At 36.2% G+C, this 23,715-nt stretch carries 19 protein-coding genes and 1 other annotated feature; of the genes, 13 read left to right on the forward strand and 6 right to left on the reverse strand.

From position 1 onward, the window contains the following. The first annotated feature begins 1 nt into the window (after position 1). Positions 2–784, forward strand: coding sequence for a DUF2268 domain-containing putative Zn-dependent protease (locus ACK3CR_RS05990; protein WP_243514438.1), 783 nt, complete (start codon positions 2–4; stop codon positions 782–784). Between the two features lie 254 nt (positions 785–1,038). Beyond that, on the forward strand, positions 1,039–1,788 hold the full coding sequence (locus tag ACK3CR_RS05995; RefSeq protein WP_019393838.1) for a YjbA family protein: 750 nt from the start codon (positions 1,039–1,041) through the stop codon (positions 1,786–1,788). 25 nt (positions 1,789–1,813) lie between these two features. Here the strand turns inward: ACK3CR_RS05995 and trpS are convergent, their stop codons facing one another. After that, positions 1,814–2,800 carry a tryptophan--tRNA ligase gene (trpS, locus tag ACK3CR_RS06000; protein WP_243514436.1) on the reverse strand — a complete coding sequence of 329 codons (987 nt, stop codon included), beginning with the start codon at positions 2,798–2,800 and terminating at the stop codon, positions 1,814–1,816. Positions 2,801–2,856: 56 nt separating this feature from the next. Next, positions 2,857–3,059, reverse strand: a binding site (T-box leader). 541 nt (positions 3,060–3,600) lie between these two features. Here trpS and ACK3CR_RS06005 point away from each other — a divergent pair. The 6 genes from ACK3CR_RS06005 to ACK3CR_RS06030 all read left to right on the forward strand — a co-directional run bounded on the left by ACK3CR_RS06005 (position 3,601) and on the right by ACK3CR_RS06030 (position 9,933). Continuing rightward, positions 3,601–5,226, forward strand: a complete 1,626-nt coding sequence (locus ACK3CR_RS06005; protein WP_488975083.1) for a peptide ABC transporter substrate-binding protein — start codon at positions 3,601–3,603, stop codon at positions 5,224–5,226. Positions 5,227–5,332: 106 nt separating this feature from the next. Then, entirely contained in the window at positions 5,333–6,268 is a 936-nt protein-coding gene (locus ACK3CR_RS06010) for an ABC transporter permease (protein ID WP_019393835.1), read from the forward strand. Between the two features lie 3 nt (positions 6,269–6,271). Continuing rightward, positions 6,272–7,189 (forward strand): ABC transporter permease, encoded by a 918-nt coding sequence (locus ACK3CR_RS06015; RefSeq protein ID WP_019393834.1) that lies wholly within the window; start codon positions 6,272–6,274, stop codon positions 7,187–7,189. Positions 7,190–7,202: 13 nt separating this feature from the next. Further along, positions 7,203–8,279 (forward strand): ABC transporter ATP-binding protein, encoded by a 1,077-nt coding sequence (locus ACK3CR_RS06020; protein WP_243514434.1) that lies wholly within the window; start codon positions 7,203–7,205, stop codon positions 8,277–8,279. Beyond that, on the forward strand, positions 8,263–9,204 hold the full coding sequence (locus ACK3CR_RS06025) for an ABC transporter ATP-binding protein (RefSeq protein WP_276517205.1): 942 nt from the start codon (positions 8,263–8,265) through the stop codon (positions 9,202–9,204). The genes ACK3CR_RS06020 and ACK3CR_RS06025 overlap by 17 nt, the downstream gene beginning before the upstream one ends. A 156-nt stretch (positions 9,205–9,360) precedes the next feature. Further along, a complete protein-coding gene (locus ACK3CR_RS06030; RefSeq protein ID WP_124050071.1) occupies positions 9,361–9,933 on the forward strand; it encodes a GNAT family N-acetyltransferase in 573 nt (190 codons plus the stop codon). An 18-nt stretch (positions 9,934–9,951) separates the two neighbouring features. On the opposite strand, the gene ACK3CR_RS06035 is transcribed toward ACK3CR_RS06030, so the two are convergent. Then, positions 9,952–13,002 carry an efflux RND transporter permease subunit gene (locus tag ACK3CR_RS06035; RefSeq protein WP_410914325.1) on the reverse strand — a complete coding sequence of 1,017 codons (3,051 nt, stop codon included), beginning with the start codon at positions 13,000–13,002 and terminating at the stop codon, positions 9,952–9,954. Next, positions 12,999–14,192: an efflux RND transporter periplasmic adaptor subunit gene (locus ACK3CR_RS06040; RefSeq protein ID WP_243514425.1), complete on the reverse strand. Its 1,194-nt coding sequence runs from the start codon at positions 14,190–14,192 to the stop codon at positions 12,999–13,001. The genes ACK3CR_RS06035 and ACK3CR_RS06040 overlap by 4 nt, the downstream gene beginning before the upstream one ends. A 461-nt stretch (positions 14,193–14,653) precedes the next feature. Here ACK3CR_RS06040 and spxA point away from each other — a divergent pair, with 461 nt between their 5' ends. After that, on the forward strand, positions 14,654–15,052 hold the full coding sequence (spxA, locus tag ACK3CR_RS06045) for a transcriptional regulator SpxA (RefSeq protein ID WP_019393828.1): 399 nt from the start codon (positions 14,654–14,656) through the stop codon (positions 15,050–15,052). A gap of 42 nt (positions 15,053–15,094) precedes the next feature. On the opposite strand, the gene ACK3CR_RS06050 is transcribed toward spxA, so the two are convergent. Further along, positions 15,095–15,766 (reverse strand): TerC family protein, encoded by a 672-nt coding sequence (locus tag ACK3CR_RS06050; RefSeq protein WP_243514422.1) that lies wholly within the window; start codon positions 15,764–15,766, stop codon positions 15,095–15,097. A gap of 463 nt (positions 15,767–16,229) precedes the next feature. On the opposite strand from ACK3CR_RS06050, the gene mecA reads away from it, so the two are divergent. The 4 genes from mecA to pepF all read left to right on the forward strand — a co-directional run bounded on the left by mecA (position 16,230) and on the right by pepF (position 21,793). After that, entirely contained in the window at positions 16,230–16,907 is a 678-nt protein-coding gene (gene mecA / locus ACK3CR_RS06055; RefSeq protein ID WP_061803305.1) for an adaptor protein MecA, read from the forward strand. Positions 16,908–17,028: 121 nt separating this feature from the next. After that, the gene (gene cls / locus ACK3CR_RS06060) at positions 17,029–18,534 is read left to right on the forward strand and encodes a cardiolipin synthase (protein ID WP_328123085.1); all 1,506 of its coding nucleotides are present in this window, start codon (positions 17,029–17,031) and stop codon (positions 18,532–18,534) included. A gap of 105 nt (positions 18,535–18,639) precedes the next feature. Beyond that, complete coding sequence (locus tag ACK3CR_RS06065) at positions 18,640–19,827, forward strand: competence protein CoiA (RefSeq protein WP_488975051.1); 1,188 nt, start codon at positions 18,640–18,642, stop codon at positions 19,825–19,827. Positions 19,828–19,981: 154 nt separating this feature from the next. Further along, a complete protein-coding gene (pepF, locus tag ACK3CR_RS06070; RefSeq protein WP_430239644.1) occupies positions 19,982–21,793 on the forward strand; it encodes an oligoendopeptidase F in 1,812 nt (603 codons plus the stop codon). Positions 21,794–22,289: 496 nt separating this feature from the next. On the opposite strand, the gene ACK3CR_RS06075 is transcribed toward pepF, so the two are convergent. Continuing rightward, positions 22,290–23,171, reverse strand: a complete 882-nt coding sequence (locus tag ACK3CR_RS06075; protein WP_243514397.1) for a ClpXP adapter SpxH family protein — start codon at positions 23,169–23,171, stop codon at positions 22,290–22,292. Beyond that, complete coding sequence (locus tag ACK3CR_RS06080; RefSeq protein WP_040057143.1) at positions 23,168–23,569, reverse strand: globin domain-containing protein; 402 nt, start codon at positions 23,567–23,569, stop codon at positions 23,168–23,170. Before ACK3CR_RS06080 ends, ACK3CR_RS06075 begins: the two co-directional genes overlap by 4 nt. Positions 23,570–23,715 lie beyond the last annotated feature (146 nt).

Here is a 23,715-nt window from a genome sequence, read left to right on the forward strand (position 1 = left end):
TATGCAGGTTATGAAGATGTATGAATGGGAAAAGGAGCAAGTAGTTTCAAAGCTCATCCCTTTTTTTAAAGGATATGACAACCAGCACATCTTAACTCTTTTACAGAGGAATGGAATGCTTCCCATCTCTCAGTGGGAAAAGGAAAAGATACGTCCTATTTTTTCAAAAGAAGTGCTTTTATGTATTAAGAAAACGTATAAGGAATTGCAAAAAGAATGGGAAGGTCCAAACGTTCCCTTTTTTCTTGCACCACTAGACGTAATGAAGAAAAAGATGGTTCGCACGCAGCGTGGAAAATCAGGATTAGCCTTTAATGATAAAGTGTTTCTTTTCTTAAGCGAAAGTTTACCTTTAAAAGAGATTCAGGCAGTTCTTGTACACGAATATCACCATGTATGTCGATTACACAAAATAAATAAAAAAGAAGAAAACTATACACTTATTGATTCTATTATAATGGAAGGACTTGCGGAGTCTGCTGTTCAAGAATACGTTGGAGAAGACTATGTTTCTTCTTGGGCTTCATACTATACAGAAAAACAAGCTCATCATTTGTTTAAAAAGGTAATTAAACCTTCTCTACATATAAAAAGAAGAGAGCGAGCTCATGATCAATTGCTTGTTGGAGGGGGATTTATGCCAAGGATGGTTGGGTACCATGTTGGTTTTCAAATTGTTCAAACTCTACTTTCAAACCAATCGTACAAAATGAAGGATTTATTTTTTTTAGACGGGCAGAGCATACTAGAAAAGTCAAAGTGGGCTGAGGAAAACTTTTCATAAAACTTTAAAAACAGCGTTTTATAGAAGAGTAGAGGGGGGAATTTTATTACAAAGGTAGTAAGTAAGTTGGAGTCTTTTTAATATTACCTTTCTCTTTGGAAGTATCTTCTTAAACCTTTAAAATACATTTCTTCTCTTTCATATATCGAAAAATGTAGAGGAATGTTGGATAAAATATGTGTTGAAATAGAATAAAAAGAGTTTTCTATGCCTATACTGATTTTTAATAAACCGTGATAAAGCGAGGGATAAAAATGCTATATCTTCATGACGTATGGGTCAATTGGTTTGAGGGTGAAGAAAATGGTTACAATGTATGTTCATTTCATGAATGGAGAAAAGAAGATACTGTAGAGTTATTAGATCAGGCTCCGCTTCTTAAAATTAATTCTCTGCTTTTTGATTATATTGAAAACGACTTAGCCGAGCTTCCAGAGCAGCTTCTATCTGATATCTATCAAAAAGCATATATCAGAAAAAATCATGAACGCATTCAAATGGACTATTGTTTTATTGTAACAGATGGGAAAAATATTTTAGCTATTGATACAATGGGATATCAAATCCCAATTCGCAAAAGTCGCCTTATTCCAAGGCAAGAGCAAATTGTCTATGAGATGGTGAAAGACGAAAATGAACTTTTCTTCCAATTCGATAAAGAACAGCTCTTAAAAAAGGAACATCATATTTTATCGCCGTCTCCTATATTAATGAATGGCTTAACGCGAAAAGAAAGACAGCTTAAGCAACTTCTTTTTATGGCTTTAGATCAACTACATACATCAAAGAATACAGCTCAGCTTCGCTACTGGTATACAGAGTGGAATCCAAGTGAATATGAAGTAATTCAAACAATGGCTTTTAACGAAGTCTGGGAGCGACTTTACGAAGAAACAAAAGAAGGATGGTCAGGACGACACCTTTTACTATGTGAACGACTTGTAAAAGGACAACCATTCTTTGAAAAACTGTGGGAAATGGAACAAGAATCAAAGGTGAATTAAAAAAGGCTGCATTTGCAGCCTTTTTTTAGCGTTTGCGTCCAATTCCCATTGCATTACGCATTTTTCTAAGCGTTTTATTTGCTGTTTTATTCGCTTTTTCAGCACCTTGATCTAAAATGTCATCAAGTTCTTTTGAATCAATAAGTTCGTAATAGCGTTTCTGGATAGGAGCAAGAGCGTCAATTACAACTTGTGCTAAATCACTTTTGAACTCACCGTAGTTTTTCCCTTCATATTGAGCTTCGAGTTCTGCAATTGTTTTATTCCCAAGGATAGAATAGATGCCAAGTAAATTTGAAATGCCTGGTTTTTCTTCGCGATTATATTTTACGATTCCTTCTGAGTCTGTTACAGCACTTTTAATTTTTTTCTCAATTTGTTTTGGCTCATCAAGCAACGTAATAAAAGCTTTTTGGTTTGGATCTGATTTGCTCATTTTTCTAGTTGGATCTGCTAGTGACATAACGCGTGCACCTACTTTAGGAATACGCGGTTCTGGAATTGTGAAGATATCATTGTGTTTTCTATTAAACCGCTCTGCTAAATCACGTGTTAATTCAATATGCTGCTTTTGGTCTTCACCAACAGGTACAACATCTGTTCCATAAAGTAAGATATCTGCAGCCATCAATGGTGGATATGTGAGCAGTCCTGCAGAAACGGCTTCTTTTCCAGCTGATTTATCTTTGAACTGTGTCATTCTTTCAAGTTCTCCAATATAAGCAACGCATTGTAGCAACCATCCAGCTTCAGTATGTGCTGGAACTTCTGATTGAATAAACAGCGTTGATTTGGTTGGATCAATCCCAACTGATACGTAAAGAGCTGCTAAACTGCGAATATTTTTGCGAAGTGCTAGACGATCCTGAGGAACTGTAATTGCATGCTGATCAACAATACAAAAATAACAGTTATACTCCTCTTGTAAGTCTACAAAATGTTTCATTGCTCCAATGTAGTTCCCTAATGTAACGGAACCGCTCGGCTGAATGCCTGAAAAAATAGTTTCCATTTGTTTTTCATCCTTTCTTTATTGAACGCTAAAAAACCGATTCATCTCTAGTAAATACTAGGGACGAATCGGTTCGCGGTACCACCCTACTTGCTTTTAAAAAGCCAGCTCGTATTCAGTAACGTTGAATAATACGTCTAAGCTTTGCACTTAGAAGCTCAAAAGTCCATTCCATATGAGTAACTGTTTGTTCACACCAACCACAAACTCTCTGAAAAAGTCACATTTCATATGTACTATTCTTTCTCATTGCCTGATATTAAATCTCTGCTTCTATTATACATAAATGATTCGAATTCTCCAAACTCCAAAATGATAAAACTTTTGTGTAATATTATCTCCCATACTATATGTGAAAAGCTTTTTAGATAAAGTCATTTCGGATTCCTAAACATTGTGAACTAGCTATATGTTGGTTGTTTCACAAGAGTGGTATAGGGTTTAGCTGGCAATTTCTATCTGACAACTTCTTTTTTTTTATGAAAATTATAGAAAATTAGTATTGCAATAAATTTTTAAACTATTTATAATAAACGTAATCCACAGTTATTTTACAAGTTCATTACAACATTTTAATTTTCAGAAAAGAACAAATAAATGGTCAATTCATCCTTATGAGCGCAATGTTATAAAACATTACATAATAAAATGAATAATGAGCCATTCATCTTTTATCTACTAAAAGATCTACTAATTAATGCCGTCCCTATTCTGAAAATTTAGATTAGTAGGAACTTATGCGTGTGATTGCTGACAAATAGAAAAAGGGGGAAACGATCGTGCAAAAGAAACGATGGGCAATGCTTACAAGTTTACTACTTGTTTTTACACTTATCTTGAGCGCATGTGGATTCGGTAGTAAAGAATCCTCAAGCGGTGGAGACGGAGGTGATGATGGTTCTAAGGACACGTTGAAGATTAATATCGGAACTGAGCCATTTTCACTACATCCTGGTTTAGCAAATGATAGTGTATCAAGTAACGTTTTATTACAAACATTTGAAGGGCTAACGCGTATTGGAAAAGATGGAAAACCTGAAAACGCGATGGCTGAAAAAATTGAAACTAGTGAAGACAAAAAAACATATACTTTCACAATTCGCGATGATGCGAAATGGTCAAACGGAGATCCTGTAACAGCAGGAGATTTCGAATATGCTTGGAAATGGGCATTAGATCCGAACAACCAATCACAATATGCTTATCAGCTTTATTATATTAAAGGAGCAGAAGAAGCAAATACAAAAGGTGGAAGCCTTGATGATGTTGGCGTAAAAGCAGTTGACGACAAAACATTACAAGTTGAGCTTGTAAACCCAACACCGTTCTTTGAATCGCTAACAGCGTTCTACACGTATTACCCAGTCAACAAAAAAGTAGCTGAAGCAAACCCTGAATGGTACACAAATGCCAGTGAGAACTATGTATCAAATGGACCATTCAAAATGACGAAATGGAAGCATGGCGGTTCTATTACAGTAGAGAAGAACGATCAATATTGGGACAAGGATTCTGTAAAACTTAAAAAGATTACAATGGCAATGGTTAAAGATGCTCAAACAAACTTAAACATGTTCAAAAAAGGTGAAATTGATTGGGCTGGTCTTCCGTTTGAATCTCTTCCAACAGAAGCGATTCCTAGTTTAGAGAAAGATGGTTCATTGAACGTTGAACCAATCGCCTCTGTATATGTGTATAAGTTTAATACAGAACAAAAACCATTCGACAATGTTAATATTCGTAAAGCATTAACTTACGCAATTAACCGTCAAGCAATTGTAGAAGAAATAACACAGGCAGGACAACTTCCAGCAATGGCACTTGTACCGCCAACAATGGAAGGTTTTAAAGATAATGAAAAAGGCTATTTCAAAGATCATGATGTGAAAAAAGCAAAAGAATATCTTGAAAAAGGTTTAAAAGAAATGGGTCTTAAAGACGCATCAGAACTTCCGAAAATTAACCTTTCTTACAACACAGATGACGCACATGCTAAAATTGCGCAAGCAGTCCAAGAAATGTGGAAAAAAGAACTTGGTGTTAACGTTGAGCTAGATAACTCAGAGTGGAACGTATACATTGATAAACTTCATAGCGGAAACTATCAAATTGGACGTTTAGGCTGGCTTGCGGACTTCAACGATTCAATTAACTTCCTTGAGCTTTATCGTGATAAAGAAGGCGGAAACAATGATACGAATTGGGAAAATCCAGAATACAAAAAACTTCTAATTGACTCTGCGCAAGAAACAGATCCGAAAAAGCGTGAACAAATGCTAAAAGACGCTGAAAAAATTATTATGGATGAGTTACCAATTGCACCAATCTATTTCTATACAAACCCATGGCTGCAAGATAAAAACTTAAAAGGAGCTGTCTTATCAGGACTTGGTGATGTACAGTTCAAATGGGCTTACTTTGAATAAAAAGTAATTTCATAGTTTGAAGACGGAAAGTATATGAGAGTCGTGTTCTCATATACTTTTCTGTCTGAAAAACGCAAAATTTGTCAAACCGTGGAGGTGTAGTGCTTTGTTAAGATACATTGGAAAAAGACTAGTTTATATTCTTATTACACTATGGATTATTGTGACAGCTACGTTTTTCCTTATGCAAGCAGCACCAGGGGGACCGTTTTCCGGAGAGAAAAAGCTCCCACCTGAGATTGAAGCCAACTTAAATGCACATTATGGTCTAGATCAGCCGCTTTATAAGCAATACTTTGATTACTTAGTGTCAGTAGCACAGTGGGATTTTGGTCCATCATTTAAGTATAAAGGTCAGACAGTAAACGACCTCATTAATTCAGGATTTCCAATTTCTTTCACCTTAGGAATGGAAGCGATTCTACTTGCTTTAGCGCTAGGAGTGCTATTAGGAGTTATTGGAGCATTAAATCATAATAAATGGCCGGATTATACGGTAGCTGTTATTGCTGTACTTGGAATATCTATCCCAAGCTTTATTATGGCAGCTGCTCTTCAGTATATCTTTGCCATGAAGCTAGGTTTATTCCCTGTTGCACAGTGGGAGTCATGGGCACATACATTTTTACCAACGCTAGCCCTTGCTGCAACTCCGATGGCATTTATTGCTCGACTTACTCGTTCTAGCATGATTGAAGTACTAGGAAGCGATTATATCCGCACAGCAAAAGCAAAAGGATTAAGTAGAGCAAGAGTAACCATTACGCACGGCATTCGTAATGCAATGCTTCCGGTTATTACGTATATGGGACCTATGACTGCTGGAGTATTAACAGGAAGTTTTGTTATTGAAGATATCTTTGGAATTCCGGGTCTTGGGGCTCACTTCGTTAACAGTATTACAAACCGTGATTATACAGTGATCATGGGCGTTACCGTCTTCTTCGGTGTCATCTTACTATTGTGTGTATTACTTGTTGATATTCTATACGGATTTATTGATCCGCGTATTAAAATCTCCAAAGCGAAGAAAGGAGCTTAACTCATGCAACAAATTCCAAAAGAGATGTTTGAACCTGTATCTACTAATCATAATGAGGCTGAGAAAATTTCGAAGCCGAGTCTATCATTTTGGAAAGACGCTTTTCTTCGCTATCGAGAGAACAAGCTTGCAATGTTTGGCACAGTGCTGATTATTCTTCTCTTAGTAATGGCTATCTTTGCTCCGATATTTTCAAAATATGACTATGAAACAACAAATTTATTAAATACAAATCAACCTCCTTCAAGTGAGCACTGGTTTGGAACGGATGACCTTGGACGAGATATTTTCGTCAGAACATGGGAAGGTGCACGTATTTCTCTTTTCATCGGCCTTGCCGCTGCTTTTATTGATTTAATTATTGGGGTGATTTGGGGAAGTATTGCAGGTTTTCGCGGTGGGAAAACCGATGAAGCAATGATGCGAATTGCAGATATTTTATGGGCAATTCCTTATCTTTTAATGGTTGTTCTTTTAATGGTTATTTTGGATAAAGGACTGCTTCCAATGATTATTGCAATGTCGATTACAGGATGGATTAATATGGCTCGTATTGTACGTGGGCAAGTCCTCCAATTAAAAAACCAAGAGTTTGTGCTTGCTTCTCAAACATTAGGGGCAAAAACAAGTCGCTTATTGTTTAAACACCTTATTCCAAACTCAATGGGTCCTATTCTTGTAACAATGACGTTAACGATTCCAAGCGCTATTTTCACAGAAGCATTTCTAAGCTATCTTGGCCTTGGGGTTCCAGCTCCATTAGCAAGTTGGGGAACAATGGCAACAGAAGGAGTACCAGCCCTTGAATACTATCCATGGCGTTTGCTTTTCCCAGCCACGTTTATTTGCTTAACGATTTTTGCATTTAACGTAATTGGAGACGGACTGCGTGATGCGTTAGATCCAAAACAAAGAAAATAAGGGAGGGTGAAAGATGTCACATTTACTAGAAGTGAAAAACTTATCAGTATCATTTAAAACATACGGCGGGGAAGTTCAAGCGATTCGAGGCGTGAATTTTCATTTGGATAAAGGTGAAACACTTGCGATTGTAGGGGAATCTGGATCAGGAAAAAGTGTAACATCACAAACAATTATGAAACTCATCCCAATGCCTCCTGGTTTTATTAAAAATGGGGAGATATTGCTTGATGGAGATGATATCGTTCCAAAAACAGAAAAACAAATGCAGGCTATCCGTGGAAAAGATATCGGGATGATTTTTCAAGACCCAATGACAGCTCTTAACCCAACAATGAAAGTTGGAAAACAAATTACAGAAGTTCTTTTTAAACATGAAAAAATCTCAAAAGAGAATGCAAAAAAGCGTGCAATTGAGTTATTAGAGCTTGTCGGGATTCCAATGCCTGAAAAACGAGTCAATCAATATCCTCATGAATTCAGCGGTGGAATGAGACAGCGCGTTGTTATCGCCATTGCGCTTGCTGCAAAACCGAAGTTGTTGATTGCGGATGAGCCAACAACAGCACTTGATGTAACCATTCAAGCTCAAATTTTAGAGCTTATGAAAGATTTACAAAAGAAAATTGACACAGCCATTATTTTCATCACGCATGATCTTGGAGTTGTTGCTAACGTAGCAGACAGAGTAGCGGTTATGTATGCAGGGCAAATTGTGGAAACAGGAACAGTCGATGAGATTTTCTATAATCCAAAGCATCCATACACATGGGGACTGCTTGCTTCAATGCCAAGCCTTGATAACGATGCACAAACAGAGCTTCTAGCTATTCCTGGCACACCTCCAGACTTGATTAATCCACCAAAAGGAGATGCTTTTGCGCTAAGAAGTTCATATGCGATGAAAATTGATTTTGAACAAGAACCACCAATGTTCAAAGTGTCAGACACACACTATGCAAAGACATGGCTTTTACATCCAGATGCACCAAAAGTTGAACCACCACTTGCTGTTCAAAAACGCATTAAAGCCCTTAATACAAGTTACGATAACCCAGTATTAATTGAGGAAGGTGAGCAAAATGGCTGAGAAACTGCTTGAAATTCAAAATTTAAAACAGCATTTCCCATCTTCCAAAGGAACGGTAAAGGCTGTTGACGGGATTACATTTGATATTTATAAAGGAGAAACGCTTGGGCTTGTAGGAGAGTCTGGGTGCGGAAAGTCAACAACAGGTAGAAGTATCATTAGACTTTATAATGCAACAGATGGAAAAGTTCTTTACGAAGGAAATGATGTTCACGGCAAAAAATCACGCTCAGAGTTATTGCAGTTCAACCGAAAAATGCAAATGATTTTCCAAGATCCTTATGCGTCCCTTAATCCACGTATGACCGTTGGCGATATTATTGCAGAAGGCATCGATATCCATGGATTAGCGAAAAATCGAAAAGATCGTATGGAAAGAGTGTATAGTCTTCTAAATACAGTTGGATTAAATAGAGAACATGCAAACCGCTACCCGCATGAATTTAGCGGTGGACAACGTCAAAGAATCGGTATTGCACGAGCGCTTGCTGTTGAACCTGAGTTTATTATTGCAGATGAACCAATCTCAGCTCTTGATGTATCAATTCAAGCTCAAGTTGTAAACTTATTGAAAAAACTGCAGCGTGAGCGTGGACTAACATATTTGTTTATCGCTCATGATTTATCAATGGTCAAATATATTAGTGATCGAATTGCGGTAATGTACTTTGGAAAAATCGTTGAGCTTGCAACAAGTGAAGAGTTGTATCGTAATCCAATACATCCATACACAAAAGCCCTTTTATCAGCTATTCCGCTTCCAGATCCTGATTTTGAACGAACGCGTGTAAGACAATCATATGACGTAACAGTGCATGACTATACAAATGAAACACCTTCACTTCAAGAAGTTGCTGATGGTCATTTTGTTTATTGTTCAGAGTCAGAGCTTATTCAATATCAAAAAGATTATTATAAAAGTTAGCGAGCATACTCTTTTAGAGTTTGCTCTTTTTTAGATTTCAAAGAAGTTTAGGTTTTCTTCTTTGCGGGTATGGGAAGAATGGTTATAGAGCGACTCACTTTTTAATTTAGATAAAAGGGAGAACGCTAAAAAATAAGGGAGGACTACTATAAGACAATGAATTGGTATGAGAAACTGAGCGAATATTTTCCGGTGGAGGAAATGAAATCAAAGGACCATATTGAGGCACTTCTAAGTGAACAAGGAGATATTTATCACAAAGATGAAAGTTCAAACCACGTTTTAATGTATGTGGAATTTGATGAGTTTTTATTTATTGATTATTTATTCGTATCAGGTAAAGCAAGAGGGCAAGGTCTTGGTAATAAACTCCTTGATAAACTCAAAGATAAAAGAAAACCAATCATTCTAGAAGTGGAACCCGTTGATGAAGATGATCATGATACAGAAAAACGACTTCGTTTCTACAAGAGAGCAGGTTTTAAACATGCTCGTTCAATTGGCTATCGTCGCCGTTCTCTTGCTACAAATGAAGTGAATGCAATGGAGATTCTATATTGGTCACCTAATGAAGAAACAGAAGAAGATATTTTAGAGCATATGAAAAGAACGTATGAGACGATTCATACGTATAAAGATAAACAATGGTATGGAAGATCTTATCTGAATGCTGATGAAGTATTAAAGCTTCGTGAAGAAGAACATGATAACATTTTAGATGATTTATAAAAAAGACAGGATGAATATTCATCCTGTCTTTTCTTTTTTCTTTATTCTTCTTTGTTCGAACATATAGTATACAGTTGGAATGAAAATGAGCGTAATAAAAGTAGAAACTGTAAGCCCAAATATAATGACAATTGCCATTGGACGCTGGATTTCTGTGCCTTCTCCAATCCCGAACATAAGGGGAAGAAGGCCAAGAACAGATGTTAGAGCTGTCATCATAATAGGGCGGAGTCTTGTAGGACCAGCGAGTAAAATAGCTGATTTAGCATCGTATCCTTCTTCTCTGAGCTGCTTTAAATAGTCTATAAGCACAATGGCGTTATTAACAACAATGCCTGTCAAAATAAGAATTCCAACAAGAGAACCAACGCCAAGCGGTTCATTTGTGATTAAGAGTCCAAGAATAATCCCAATGAATGTTAATGGAACGGAAAACATGATTAAAAAAGGATGAAAAAACGATTCAAACTGAGCAGCCATTACCATATAAACAAGTACAACGGCAAGAGCAAGGGCAAGAGATAATTTATAAAAAGCATCATTCATTTGTTCATTTTGTCCGCCAAAGGTTACTTTGTATTGATCATTTGGTAACGGCAAGTTTTCTTTCAATGTTTTTTCAATATCTTTCGTAATTGTACCGAGATCACGATTTAGAATATCAGCATTTACGGTAATCTCCCTTACTCTGTCACTTCTTGTAATTTGCGAAGGACCCGTATCTCTTGAAATGGATGAGACAGCTTTTAAAGGAATAGATGTTCCCCCTTGTGTTTGAATGGTAAGATTCTCAAGCTCCTCTGTTGAGGAAATGTACTTTTCGTCTATGAGAAGGCGAACATTAAGCTCTTCCCCAGCGTTTCCTGAAAGTTTTGTTGCAACAAGACCTTTAGTGGCGTCTGAGACTGCTTGAGCAACAGAAGCACTGCCAATCCCATATTGAGCAGCTTTATCACGATTAATAGAAATACTAACTTCAGGATTTCCTTCTTCATAATTTGCTTTTGGTTCTCTTACTCCATCTACTTTTGAAATAAGGTTAATTGTTTGATCTGAAAGGCTTCGCAATGTTTCAAGATTAGGGCCTGATATTTTCAAAGAAATAGGATTAGCAGAAAAACCAGAAGTTCCAGAGGAAACCGTAATATTTGCGTTTGGGGTGTTTTTTAGCTTTTGACGAATGTCCTCTGCAATTTCTAAATCGGTTCTTGAACGATTTCCGATATCTGTTAATAAAACGCTATAATTTGCTTCATTATTGCTATTTCTGCCACCCATTGAAAAGCTGCTGCTGCCACCAATCGTAATGTACGTGTTCGCAATTTCTTCAACAGGTCTTATTTTCTCATTAATTTCCTTTACTTTTCGGTACGTTTTCTCAACTGTACTTCCAGGAGGAAGTTCAGCCTCAATAGACAGATAGCTTTGATCTTGTGAGGGTAAAAACTCTGTGCCAATAAAAGGTACTCCTGCAAAGGAAAGAAGAAAAAGAACAATAACAACACCGACCGTTTTTTTTGGATGTTTTAACGAAGCGGAAAGCAGTGCTTTATAGCGATTGTTGAATTTATCGAAGACACTTTTTTTCTCATTCTCCTTTAACTTTAGAATTAGAGAAGAAAGAAGAGGAACGATAATAAGGGCCGTAAATAGAGCAGCAAACTGAGAGTATGAAACAACAAGAGCAAGCGGTTTAAAGAGTTGAGCAGCAAGGCCATCGACAAAGATAATCGGTAAAAATACAACAACGCTTGTAAGAGTAGAAGCAATAATTGCCTGTCCAACTTGATTGGTACCTTTTATAGCGGCGTCTTTTTTTCCTTCTCCTTCTTGTCTTAAACGATAAATGTTTTCCAAAATAACAATGGCATTATCAACCATCATCCCGACACCTAAGGCAAGCCCGCCAAGCGTCAATAAATTGAGTGTTTGGTTACTGAAATACATAAAGATAAACGTTGTCATAATGGACAGTGGAATTGCTAAAGAAATAATCATTGTACTTCTAAAGTTTCGCAAAAATAGAAAAAGAACGAAAGCAGCAAGTAAACTTCCTACGATCATATTGCTTGATACAGCAGAAATGGATTGGTTAATAAACATACTTTGATCGAAGATGGTCTGAATCTTAATGTTGCTTGGAAGCTCTTCCTTCAACTTTTCTATCTCATTATGAATATTCTTAGCAACTTGTACTGTATTTGTTCCGGACTGTTTTAAAATAGAAAGACCAACAGCATCTTTTCCATTTAAATAACTTAACCCATTTTCTCTTTGTTCTTTTTGTTCTATTTCTATTAAGTCGTTTAAAAGAACAGTTCCTTTCTTAGTTGGAATGGGAAGCATTTCTAAATCATTTAAAGAGTCAAACTTACCTGTAATGCGAATTGGCAGTGTTTCTTGGTGATCTTCCACATTTCCGCCAGGTAAATCAATATTCTCTGATCCAATGATTTCTTGTAGATTCTTCAATGTGATGCCATAAGAAAGTAGCTTTTGCGGGTTTGCAATAAGTTGAACTTCTCTTTCTGGTCCACCTTCAATAGAAGTTGAGGCAATTCCATCGAGCCGGTCAACCGCTGTCTTTACTTCCTTCTCAGCTACTTCTTTTGCATTTTCAATATTTCCCTTTGTATCTGTTATAGCAAGCTGCATAATGGGAAGATCACTTGGATTGAAGCGAAGTACTTTTGGTGTTTGGACACCGTCTGGCAGAACATCACGAACAGCATCAATTTGTTCTCTCATTTTTAGAGTGGCAAAATCCATATCTGTTCCCCAATTAAACTGAACAAGAACAAGAGCACCACCATTTTGAGAAACAGAAGAAACCTTTTCAATATTTGGAATGGTCCCCATTGCACCTTCAATCGGTTGGGCAAGCAAATTTTCTACTTCTGTGGGACTCGCTCCATCATATGTAGCTGTCACAACAGCTGTAGGAAACGTAAGCTCAGGAAATAAATCAATAGACATGTTTTTAACGCTAACACTGCCAAGGATAATAAGAAAAAAAATAACCATTGACATAGCAATAGGACGAAGAACAGAGAATTGGACAATTTTCATGAAACGTCTCCTTTGATCACTTCTATATCACTGGTGTCTTTTACGTCTTCTTTTCCTTCAATAATTACAAGGTCTCCTTTTTTTAGCCCTTTTTTCACTTCATATGCATTATCACTTTTTATTCCAAGTTCAATTTCCCTTCGTTGTGCTTTATTATCATTTACAACATAAACGTATGGTTTAGAGTTGGTATAAAGCAAAGCTTCTACTGGAACTGTAAGAGCATCGTTGACTTCTTGAACAGAAACTGAGGCAGAAACCCGAACACCACCTTTAATGGCACCGCTCTCATTTTGTACAGAAATGGAAGCAGGAAATAGGCCTGTTTCTGGATTTGCTGTTGGAGAAATGCTTGTAACTGTTGCTCGGTAGTTTTCTTTAATTCCATCAAAAGAAAGGGAAGCATTCATATTCGGTTTTATTTCTGCTACTTCATAGCTGTTTAGCTGAAATGTTGCCTTTATTGTATCTTGATTCACAATGACAGCAGCGGGAGAGTTTGGTGAAAGCGGACTTCCTTCCACAGCTGCAATATCTGCAACTTGTCCACTGAAAGGAGCACGAAGTACAGTATTTTCAATCGCTGTCTTAGCTTCATCAACGGCTGATTGTGCTTGTTGTTTTTGTAGATTCAACGTTTCTGCCGGGACAGTTGCTGTTTGGTTTTCTAGAATCTTTTGAGAAAGCTGAGCCTGAGTTACCACTACTTCTAGTCCTTTTGCTAAAGCTTCTTGTTGTACTTTTTCTCCTTGCTCCATTCCCTCTAACAGAGATTTAGAAGCAGAAATAGAGGTTTGCAAATCTTTACGAAGCTTTTGAACTTCAGCACCAACTTCTTCATTTTTAGTATCATTTAGGATGGAATCAATAGATGATAATGTATCTGATGCTGTATTAAGCTGTTGCTGAGCTTTTGTATCGTTAAGCGTGATAAGTACATCTCCTTTTTCTACGCTATCGCCCACTTTAACATGAACTTTTTCCACAGGAAGGGGGAGAGATGTTGCAATAGGAGCCTGTTTGGCAGGCTTAGCTACGCCTGATAGCTCCATTATTCCTGATATATCTTGTTCTTTTACTTTGGCTGTTTGAATGGGGATGGCTGTTTTCTCATTATTATCTGTTGTAATTTCTTTTGGAGCACAAGCAGCTAAAGTAAGAATACTGGTTATTAACCATAACTTACGCATATGTTCACCGCCTTGATGAGTTTATGTAGTATCTCTTCATAAATAAATGAAATCATATTTAACGTGCGCTCTTTTTCAACTTTTATAACGAAAAGGGAGGAATATTCCTTCAGGTAAGCCAAATTTTACAGGAGAATTTCTTTTTTAAGAAAAGAAAAATAATTTGTTCAAAAAGTTGTCACGAATATTTATCAAGAACATGAAACCCCTTATGAAGTTTATTCGTATATTAGGTGTGGTAAAAAAAAAGGGAAGCACAAGAAAAATTCGAAAAAGTATACCATTAAGGTCAGATTTGTTGTATAATACTGATAGAGATTCTCAATTTAAACTTATTTTAAATTAGTATCTATTTTAAATAAGTATTATACAAACTATGCTATTTTTAGTATACAAAAAAGAACCGCTTCCATCATGTTTGAAGTGTTTATGATTTTATTCCAATGAGGAGGAATGAAAGAATGGTTACACTATATACTTCACCAAGTTGTACTTCATGTCGAAAAGCAAGAGCATGGTTAGAGGAAAATGATATTGCTTATACAGAACGTAACATTTTTTCAGAACCATTGTCTATTGATGAGATTAAAGAAGTTCTACGTATGACTGAGGACGGAACAGATGAAATTATTTCAACTCGTTCTAAAACGTTCCAAAAGCTAAATGTTCAGCTCGATGCAATGCCATTAAAAGATTTATACAGTCTAATTAAAGATAACCCTGGTTTATTGCGTCGCCCAATTATTCTTGATGAAAAACGCCTGCAAGTTGGGTATAACGAAGATGAGATTCGTCGTTTCTTACCAAGAAAAGTTCGTACATTTCAACTACGTGAAGCACAAAAATTGGTTAACGAATAAGAAACATATTTCTTTCTATAAAAAAAGTGGCTTAACAATAAGTTAAGCCACTTTTTTTCGATTTGTCTTTTTTTGATTGAAAATAAACCCAATTGCAACAACAAATATAACAAGCAGTGTTGGAACAATGTAGAGAGTTGACGAGGAGTGAAAGAAAAAAGCAAGCTTTTCTTCGTGGGTGATCATTTTACCTGCTGTAAACGCAAGGATACCAGAACCAACGTATACAAGAAAAGAAAATTGCTCCATTAAGTAAAGAACTATTTTGCTTCCCCATACAATAATTGGAACTGAAACAAGCAAGCCAATGACAACAAATGTTAAGTTTCCATGTGCAGCTCCAGCGACAGCTAGTACGTTATCAAGACCCATTACAATGTCCGCAAAAACAATCGTTTTGATGGCTGCAAAAATGGACACACTAGCCTTAATATGTTGTTGTTCTTCTTCTTGGATCAGTAGCTTAATGGCAATACTTATGAGCAAAATACCACCAGCGAACTGTAAATAAGGGATAGTAAGCAAATAGACAGCAACCATGGTCAGAAGAATGCGCACTACAATGGCAAGGCCTGTACCAAGTACAATCGCTTTATTGCGCTGGTTTTCTGGTAAGTTGCGGCAAGCAAGAGCAATAACAATGGCATTATCGCCTCCAAGTACAATGTCAATGCCGATAATCATTAAAATAATGGTGAGCGCTTCAAGTTCCAATTTGACATCCTCCCATCTTCATTACCTAAATATATTCAAAAAAGTCTCAAGCTTGTCTGTTATTTTTTAATTGAAGAAAAAAAGTGATATGAGAGTCTTCCCAAACATTTTATTTTCTTTCTGAGGTATTTTGTCATACAATGAAGATATAATTTATCGTAGTAATGAATATCTACAGTGAGAGCAGAAGTTTTTGGTACCGAAGTCTTCCACTTCTATTCAAAGTCCTTTTAGGGAAACTAATGATAAGATTTAAAAAGGGAGAGAGGAAGAAACTTTACGAAAAACGTGTTCTAGTGTAGAATATGTCCAACGCAAAGCAAAGAGCTGATGTATAACGTTTTCTCGGAGCGATTAAGAATGAATGTAAGTGGGTAAAAGAAATACAAAAAAGGGGTCATACCGTCCCTTCAGAAACAGGTCAAATGCCTTGTAATGAAAACGAGAAGGGAGAGAGCTACGCATGGAAATAGAACGCATAAATGAAAATACAGTAAAATTTTACGTTTCCTATATTGATATAGAAGAAAGAGGCTTCGATCGAAATGAAATTTGGTTTAGTCGCGAACGAAGTGAAGAACTCTTTTGGGATATGATGGATGAAGTTCATCACAAAGAGGAGTTTACAATTGAAGGTCCTCTTTGGATTCAAGTGCAAGCAATGGATAAAGGAATTGAGGTTGTCGTTACAAGAGCAAGTCTTTCTAAAGATGGGCAAAAATTTGAAGTCCCTGTTGGGGAAGACAAAAAAATTGATATTCCTGTTGATGAAAAACTGGAATCCTTACTTGATGATCATAATATAAGTGAAGTTGCTGAAGATGAAGATGATGAAGAATCCCTTCAGTTTGTTCTTCATTTTAAAGATTTTGAAGATCTAATTTCTTTAAGTCATCGTATTCAGCTTCCTGAAATTCCGAACAATTTATATGCTTTCGAAAATCGTTACTACTTATACGTAGAGTTTTTCAACTGCCAAGATGACATTGAAAAGCTAGACGATATTCTTAGCATTTTGCTTGAATATAGTGAAGAATCAAGAACAACTGTTCATCATCTTGAAGAGTACGGTAAGCTTGTCATGAAAGAGAATGCACTAGAAGAAGTAAAAAAACATTTCCCACTTCTTGCAAATTCTTAACTTTTAGTTTTGAGCTTGAAGGTTGTGCGATATATATAATATGTGGAGAATGAGTCGTTGCCTTGTTGTGGTAACGACTTTCTGTTTTTTCACAATATAAAATGAAATAGGTGCATATTTGTTGAAGAACGGAATTAAGCTTATTTTATTTGTTGTCGTTACCGTCTCCTTCGTTCTATTAACTGAACATTTATGGAACAGTACACTGCTTGGCATCTTGAGCGTTCTTATGACAATAAGTGTTATTTTCATTAGCATCCTTATTTCCTTAGAAAATCGCCATCCTAACCAGACGCTTACATGGCTCGTTGTTCTTGGAAGTTTCCCGCTTTTTGGCTTCATTTTTTATATATTTTTTGGACGCAATGTTCGGAAACGAAGACTTTTCGAAAAGAAAGGGAAGTTAGATGAAAAAGTCCTCAAAGAACAAGAGGGAGAATTATTTAAAGATGTTCAACATCCGTTTAATCAGCACGAAAAACGATTGTTCCATCTTGCTCATAATGTTGGAAAAAGCCCAATTTCCTTCAAAACTGAAACAGAGACATTAACAAATGGAACAGAAACGTTTGCTACCATTATAAACGCTTTGTATAGTGCAAGACATCACATTCATTTAGAATATTATATTGTAAGAAGTGATAAGTTAGGAAATCAGATTAAAGAAATTCTCATTGAAAAAGCTTTGCAAGGTGTAAAAGTTCGTTTTTTATACGATGCAGTAGGAAGTTTTAAACTGAAAAAAAAGTATATAAAAGAGCTTGTAAAGGCAGGAGTAGAAATGGTTCCTTTTCTGCCTGTTACTTTCCCGTTGCTAACAAGCAAAGTGAATTTTAGAAACCATCGTAAGTTAATTATTGTAGACGGCTCTATTGGTTTTGTTGGTGGATTGAATATTGGAGAGGAGTATCTTGGACATAGCAGGCATTATGGATTTTGGCGTGACACCCATTTGAAAATAAGAGGAGAAGGTGTTCGTTCTCTTCAGCTTACCTTTTTACAGGACTGGTATTACATGACAGGAGAGGATTTGTTGAACTCTATGTATCTTTTTTCAACGCTTCCTGATGTGAAAAAAGACGGTGGTGTCCAAATTATTGCTGGAGGTCCTGATAGAGAATTTCAAGTGATTAAGCAGCTTTTTTTCTCTATGATTACGACAGCAAGAGAGTCTGTTTGGATTGCATCTCCTTATTTTATTCCTGATGAAGATATTGTGACTGCTTTAAAAGTCGCTTCTTTGAGCGGTGTTGACGTGCGAATTTTAACTCCGAAACGCCCTGATAAAAAGATTGTTTTTTATGCTTCTCGGTCTTACTTTCCTGAGTTGATGGGGGCTGGAGTAAAAATATATGAATATGAAAAAGGTTTTTTACACAGCAAAATTATTATCGTAGATCATGAAATAGCTTCCATTGGTACAGCTAATATGGATATGAGGAGTTTTCATCTGAATTTTGAAGTTAATGCTTTTCTTTATAAAACGGGAAGCACTCAGAAACTTGTGTATGCTTTTTTAGAAGATTTTGAGGATGCGAATCATCTAGAAAGTAAGCAATTTGCTCAAAGGTCTTTAGCCATTCGTCTTATAGAATCAGCGTGTAGACTCCTATCTCCTCTTTTATAAAGTTCTCTTAGTGAGAACTTTTTTTATGGGAAAAAAGGATTTTAGAAAATATTGTCGAATAATGACTCGTACTCCAAAAAACTAAAAAGGGGAGGTTTTTAAATTTTGCTTGTTGCTCAAACTGAAACAGGTCAAAAGATTGCTTTGTTAGAACGCTATTCATATGATTATTATCAAGCGCTAAAGGAAACAAAGTTTTACTGTCCAATTTGTAAAGGAAAGCTTATATTGAAAGTAGGGATAAAAAACATCGCTCACTTTGCTCACGAACCGAAAGCCTCATGTGCCTTCGAATATGAAAGGGAAACACCTTATCATTTAGAGGGGAAAAAAGGCCTCTACAGATGGCTCGAAAAACAAACAAAAGTAAAGATGGAAGAATATTTGCCTTCTATATCACAGCGTCCTGATCTTTTTTTACCTGATTCTCATATTGCTATTGAATTTCAATGTTCAGCTCTTTCGCTTGAAGCACTTCGAAAACGAAATAAAGGCTATTCCCGTTTAAATATTACTCCTCTTTGGATCTTAAGCGCGAAACGTTTTAGAAGAAATGCAAAAGGAGGTCTGAAGGTATCCTATAATGAATGGAAGTTTCTTCACCCCCCAGTCTCTCATTCATCTCCCTATCTCCTCTATTATTGTCCAAAATTTTCTCGTTTTACTATCGTTAGCGATATTATAGCTTTCTCCCCGACCTCTGTCTTTGCCACTGTTTCTTACTACAGCACAGCTTCCTTATCTCTTGACTCTCTTTTTCACCCCCGTTCCTCAAAAGCTTCTTTCTTTGTGACTTGGGTTATTAAAAAAGGAGAATGGAGAATGAAATACGCCTTATATCCAAAAAATCCGTATGCCCCTCTTTTAAAACTTCTCTATACTCACCATATTCCTCCTTCTCATTTTCCTTCTGAGGCCGGTCTGCCTGTAAAAAGTGGTTATTTCATTGAGAGCCATTCTTGTGTGTGGCAACTTTATATATTACTTGATCATTTTCCACCTCAAAAAAGAAATTGTATCATCCACTATGAAACTATTCTCAAGCAGTTTAAAAGAAGGATACAAAGTCGACATGTAAAATTACGAGAACTTCCAATGGTAACAAAAGGAAGCTTTGAAGACGCTTTGAAAGAATATTTAAGGTTGCTTAGTACTGTTGGATTTATTACTGAAATAGAATCCAATCGCTTTTTAATCAACAGAGTGTGGACAACAATGCCTATACACAAGCATCCAATTGATGGGGACTATCAAATTATGAATAAACTCCAACTCAAACAGCAAAAAGGATGACAGCATAGAAAGAAAACGATACGATAAAAGGATAGGAAAAACATCCCTATGTTTGAAAAAAAGCAGGGAAGCATAGAATAAACAAAGAATTTATAAAGAAGTAGTAAATTTTTTAACAACTAACTTTGAACAATTAAGATATGGAGGGAAAATGATGACAGAACAAACTAAAAAACTACCAGCACGCAGCGAAATTCCTGAGAAGGATACGTGGAGACTAGAAGATATTTTTGCAACAGATAAAGAATGGGAAAAAGATTTTGATGAAGTAAAAGAACTTATCCCATCTGTTACAGCTTATGCGGGTAAATTAGGAGAGTCATCAGAGAACCTATATAACGCTTTAAAAACACAAGATGAGGTAACACTAAGAGTAGAGAAACTGTATGCATATGCACATATGCGCTACGACCAAGATACAACAAACAGTTTTTATCAAGGATTAAATGACAGAATCCAAAATTTATACACGCAAGTAGCAAGTGCCTTATCATTTATGACACCAGAAATTTTAGCTATTGAAGAAGAGAAGATTTCTTCTTTTTTAGAAGAGAATGAAGCATTGCGTCTTTATAAACATGCTTTAGAAGAAATAACAAGACAGCGTCCACATGTTTTATCCGCTGAAGAAGAAGCATTACTAGCTAAAGCAGGAGATGTTTTAGGGGCTTCAAGCACAACATTTGGAATGCTAAATAATGCGGATCTAGAGTTTCCAACGATTAAAGATGAAGAAGGAAATGAAGTAGAAGTAACACATGGCCGCTATACAAGGTTTTTAGAAAGTGAAGATCGTCGTGTTCGAAAAGAAGCATTTTCAGCAATGTATGATACATATGGGAAATTTAAAAATACGTTTGCAAGCACGCTATCTGGAACAGTAAAACGTGATAATTTCAATGCGCTTGTTCGTCATTATGAGTCAGCTCGTCAAGCAGCTCTTAGTGCAAACAATATACCGGAAGAAGTATACGATAATTTAGTAACAACAATTAATAAACATCTTCCACTTCTTCATCGCTATACAAAGCTTCGCAAAAAAGTGTTAAACATTGACGAGCTTCATATGTATGATTTGTATACTCCGCTTGTCAAAGACGTTAATATGAAAGTAACGTATGAAGAAGCAAAAGAATATACATTAAAAGGCCTCGAACCTCTTGGAGAAGAGTATAAAAGTGTACTTGAAGAAGGATTTAACAATCGCTGGGTTGATGTGCATGAAAACAAAGGAAAACGCAGTGGAGCCTATTCTTCTGGTTCATATGGCACAAACCCTTATGTACTCATGAATTGGCAAGATAATGTGAACAATTTATTTACTTTAGCACACGAATTTGGCCATTCTGTGCATAGTTACTATACAAGAAAAACGCAGCCGTATCCTTATGGAGATTACTCTATCTTTGTAGCAGAAGTTGCCTCAACAACAAATGAAGCACTTTTAAATGAGTACTTATTAGAGAATTTAGAAGATGAAAAACAAAAACAGTATGTGTTAAACCACTATTTAGAAGGGTTCCGTGCAACTGTATTCCGTCAAACAATGTTCGCAGAATTTGAACATGATATTCATGTGAAAGCGCAAAATGGCGAACCGTTAACACCTGAACTTCTTTCTAAAACATACTATGATTTGAATAAGAAGTATTTTGGGGAAGATATGGTTATTGATGAAGACATTAGTTTAGAATGGGCACGTATTCCTCATTTTTACTATAATTACTACGTTTATCAATATGCAACAGGTTTTAGTGCTGCAACAGCTTTAAGTAAACAGATCTTAGAAGAAGGAGAGCCAGCTGTTGAACGCTATCTAGAGTTCTTAAAGGCAGGAAGCTCTGATTATCCAATTAACGTATTGAAAAAAGCAGGCGTAGATATGACAAGTGCAAAACCAATTGAAGAAGCTTTAAAAGTATTTGAAGAAAAACTTGATGAAATGGAAAAACTTCTAAATCAATAAGAAGAAAGGCAGGAGCTTTTTCCTGCCTTTTTCTATTTGAATCCTGAAAAGCGCTTTCGGTTATTAAGATAGGAGAAGAAAGCTAAAATAACAAGGAAAAAAAGCGGAGCAGCAATAAGCAAAGAAACGAGGTTTAATAAAGAAAGACCATAGAACAGGAACGAGCAAAAGGCGGTGAAAAAAAGCAAAAATGGATAAAGTTTTTTCATGTTTTTCTCCTTTCTGTACTTTTGCTACTATATATATGAAGAAGAAATCATAACATCCGTATTAAAAAGTTTGACAAAAATGTGAAATGAAATACAAAGTACTTGTCAGCACTAGATAATATTTGCTATATTATAGATGTGAAATTAATCACAAACATATACCCCTTTGTTTGACCGTGAAAAATTTCTCCCATCCCCTTGTTGTCTTAATGACAACGAGAAAGACCCAGCAAACTTGCTGGGTCTTTCTTTTGTTTAAAAAAAGATATAAGGACTGTTTTAAATGATTAAATAATATAGCGCCAAAATGATCCATGTTTGACAGGGACTTTTTCAACACGCTGTTGAAGCTGAAGTTTTTTTAGCACTTTTTCAGCTTGTTCGATTGATAAATCATAAACAACTGCAACTTCTTTTGTGGCCACAAATGTATAATATTCTAAAAAGATTTCAAGTGGTGGCAGTGGAGAAGGATCTGGCACTTCTTTTAACATTTCAAATAAAATGTTTTTAAATAATTCATAATCATAGTATCCAGAAACTTTAATTCCTTCATCCTCAATATTTTCGTTAAAGAAAACAAGTGTTGGACTTTGATCAACGTCCATTTCATACATAATCTTTGCATCACATTGGAAAGCTTTTGCAGAGCTTTCGCTGAATAAGTCTTTTTTAAATTCTTCGACATCAAGTCCTACTTGTGCGGCAAGGTCAAGCAGTACATCTGGGTCTGTAACATTTTGTTTTTCAAGAAAAAGCGTTTCTTGCATTGCTCTTAAAAAACGTATACCATGCTGTTTTCCTTGAAGCCACGCTGATTTAATAGCAATTGAAGCTGCATGTGGAGTAGAGATTGGATTTTCTAACCACAAGCTTCCATCACAGGACATTCCAGAACGACTCCCTGTTTTTTCCCAAACTTGCGCCATTTTTTCAGGCTTTGCTTTTTTTAACGTATTCAGACTCGTTAACTGAGCAGATAAAACATGTTTAAGACTAAAATACTCTCCGTATTCAATTTGAAGTTTTTTAACAATCGGCTCAAGTGCCCAACATTCTGGACAAAGTGGATCAACAAAAAAGTAGACTTCGACCGGCTTTTTGTTTGATCCTCTGCAAAGGTGTTGTAAAGAGAACGCCTTTCTTTTTTCACATTGTTTATTGTTCAAGGTAATACGCCTTCTTCATCTGGAGTATTCACCATATGCTGAGCAGTGAGCGTGAGCCGATGAAAAATTTGGGTTCGCAACATACCGTTAAGTCCTACTTCATCCATTGCGTCACTCATACAGGAGAGCCAAGCCTTTGCTCGCGCTGGCGTGATTTCAAAAGGCAAATGCCGAGCCCTTAACATTGGATGTCCATGTTCATTTGTGTAATCGGAAGGCCCTCCTAAATACTGTGTTAAAAACTGTTTTTGTTTTCGAGCTGTTTCAGTTAAATCGTCTGGAAAAATTGGAGCTAAGTCTGGATGATTTCCCACTCTCTTATAAAAAGCTTCTACAAGGTCAGAAATCATGTGTTCACCCCCGATAGCTTCATAAGGCGTCATATCTCTTTTTTCCATTGTCATAACTCCTTTATAAAAAATCTCTATTCAAACATAAAATTGTGAATAAATTCAAAATAGCTTTGTTTAGGTTATGTCCGCTTTCGTTAATATATTGCCAAAAACTTAATGATTCTACTATAGCAATAACAGTCAGAAACAAC

Source organism: Priestia sp. TRM10 (assembly GCF_057808375.1).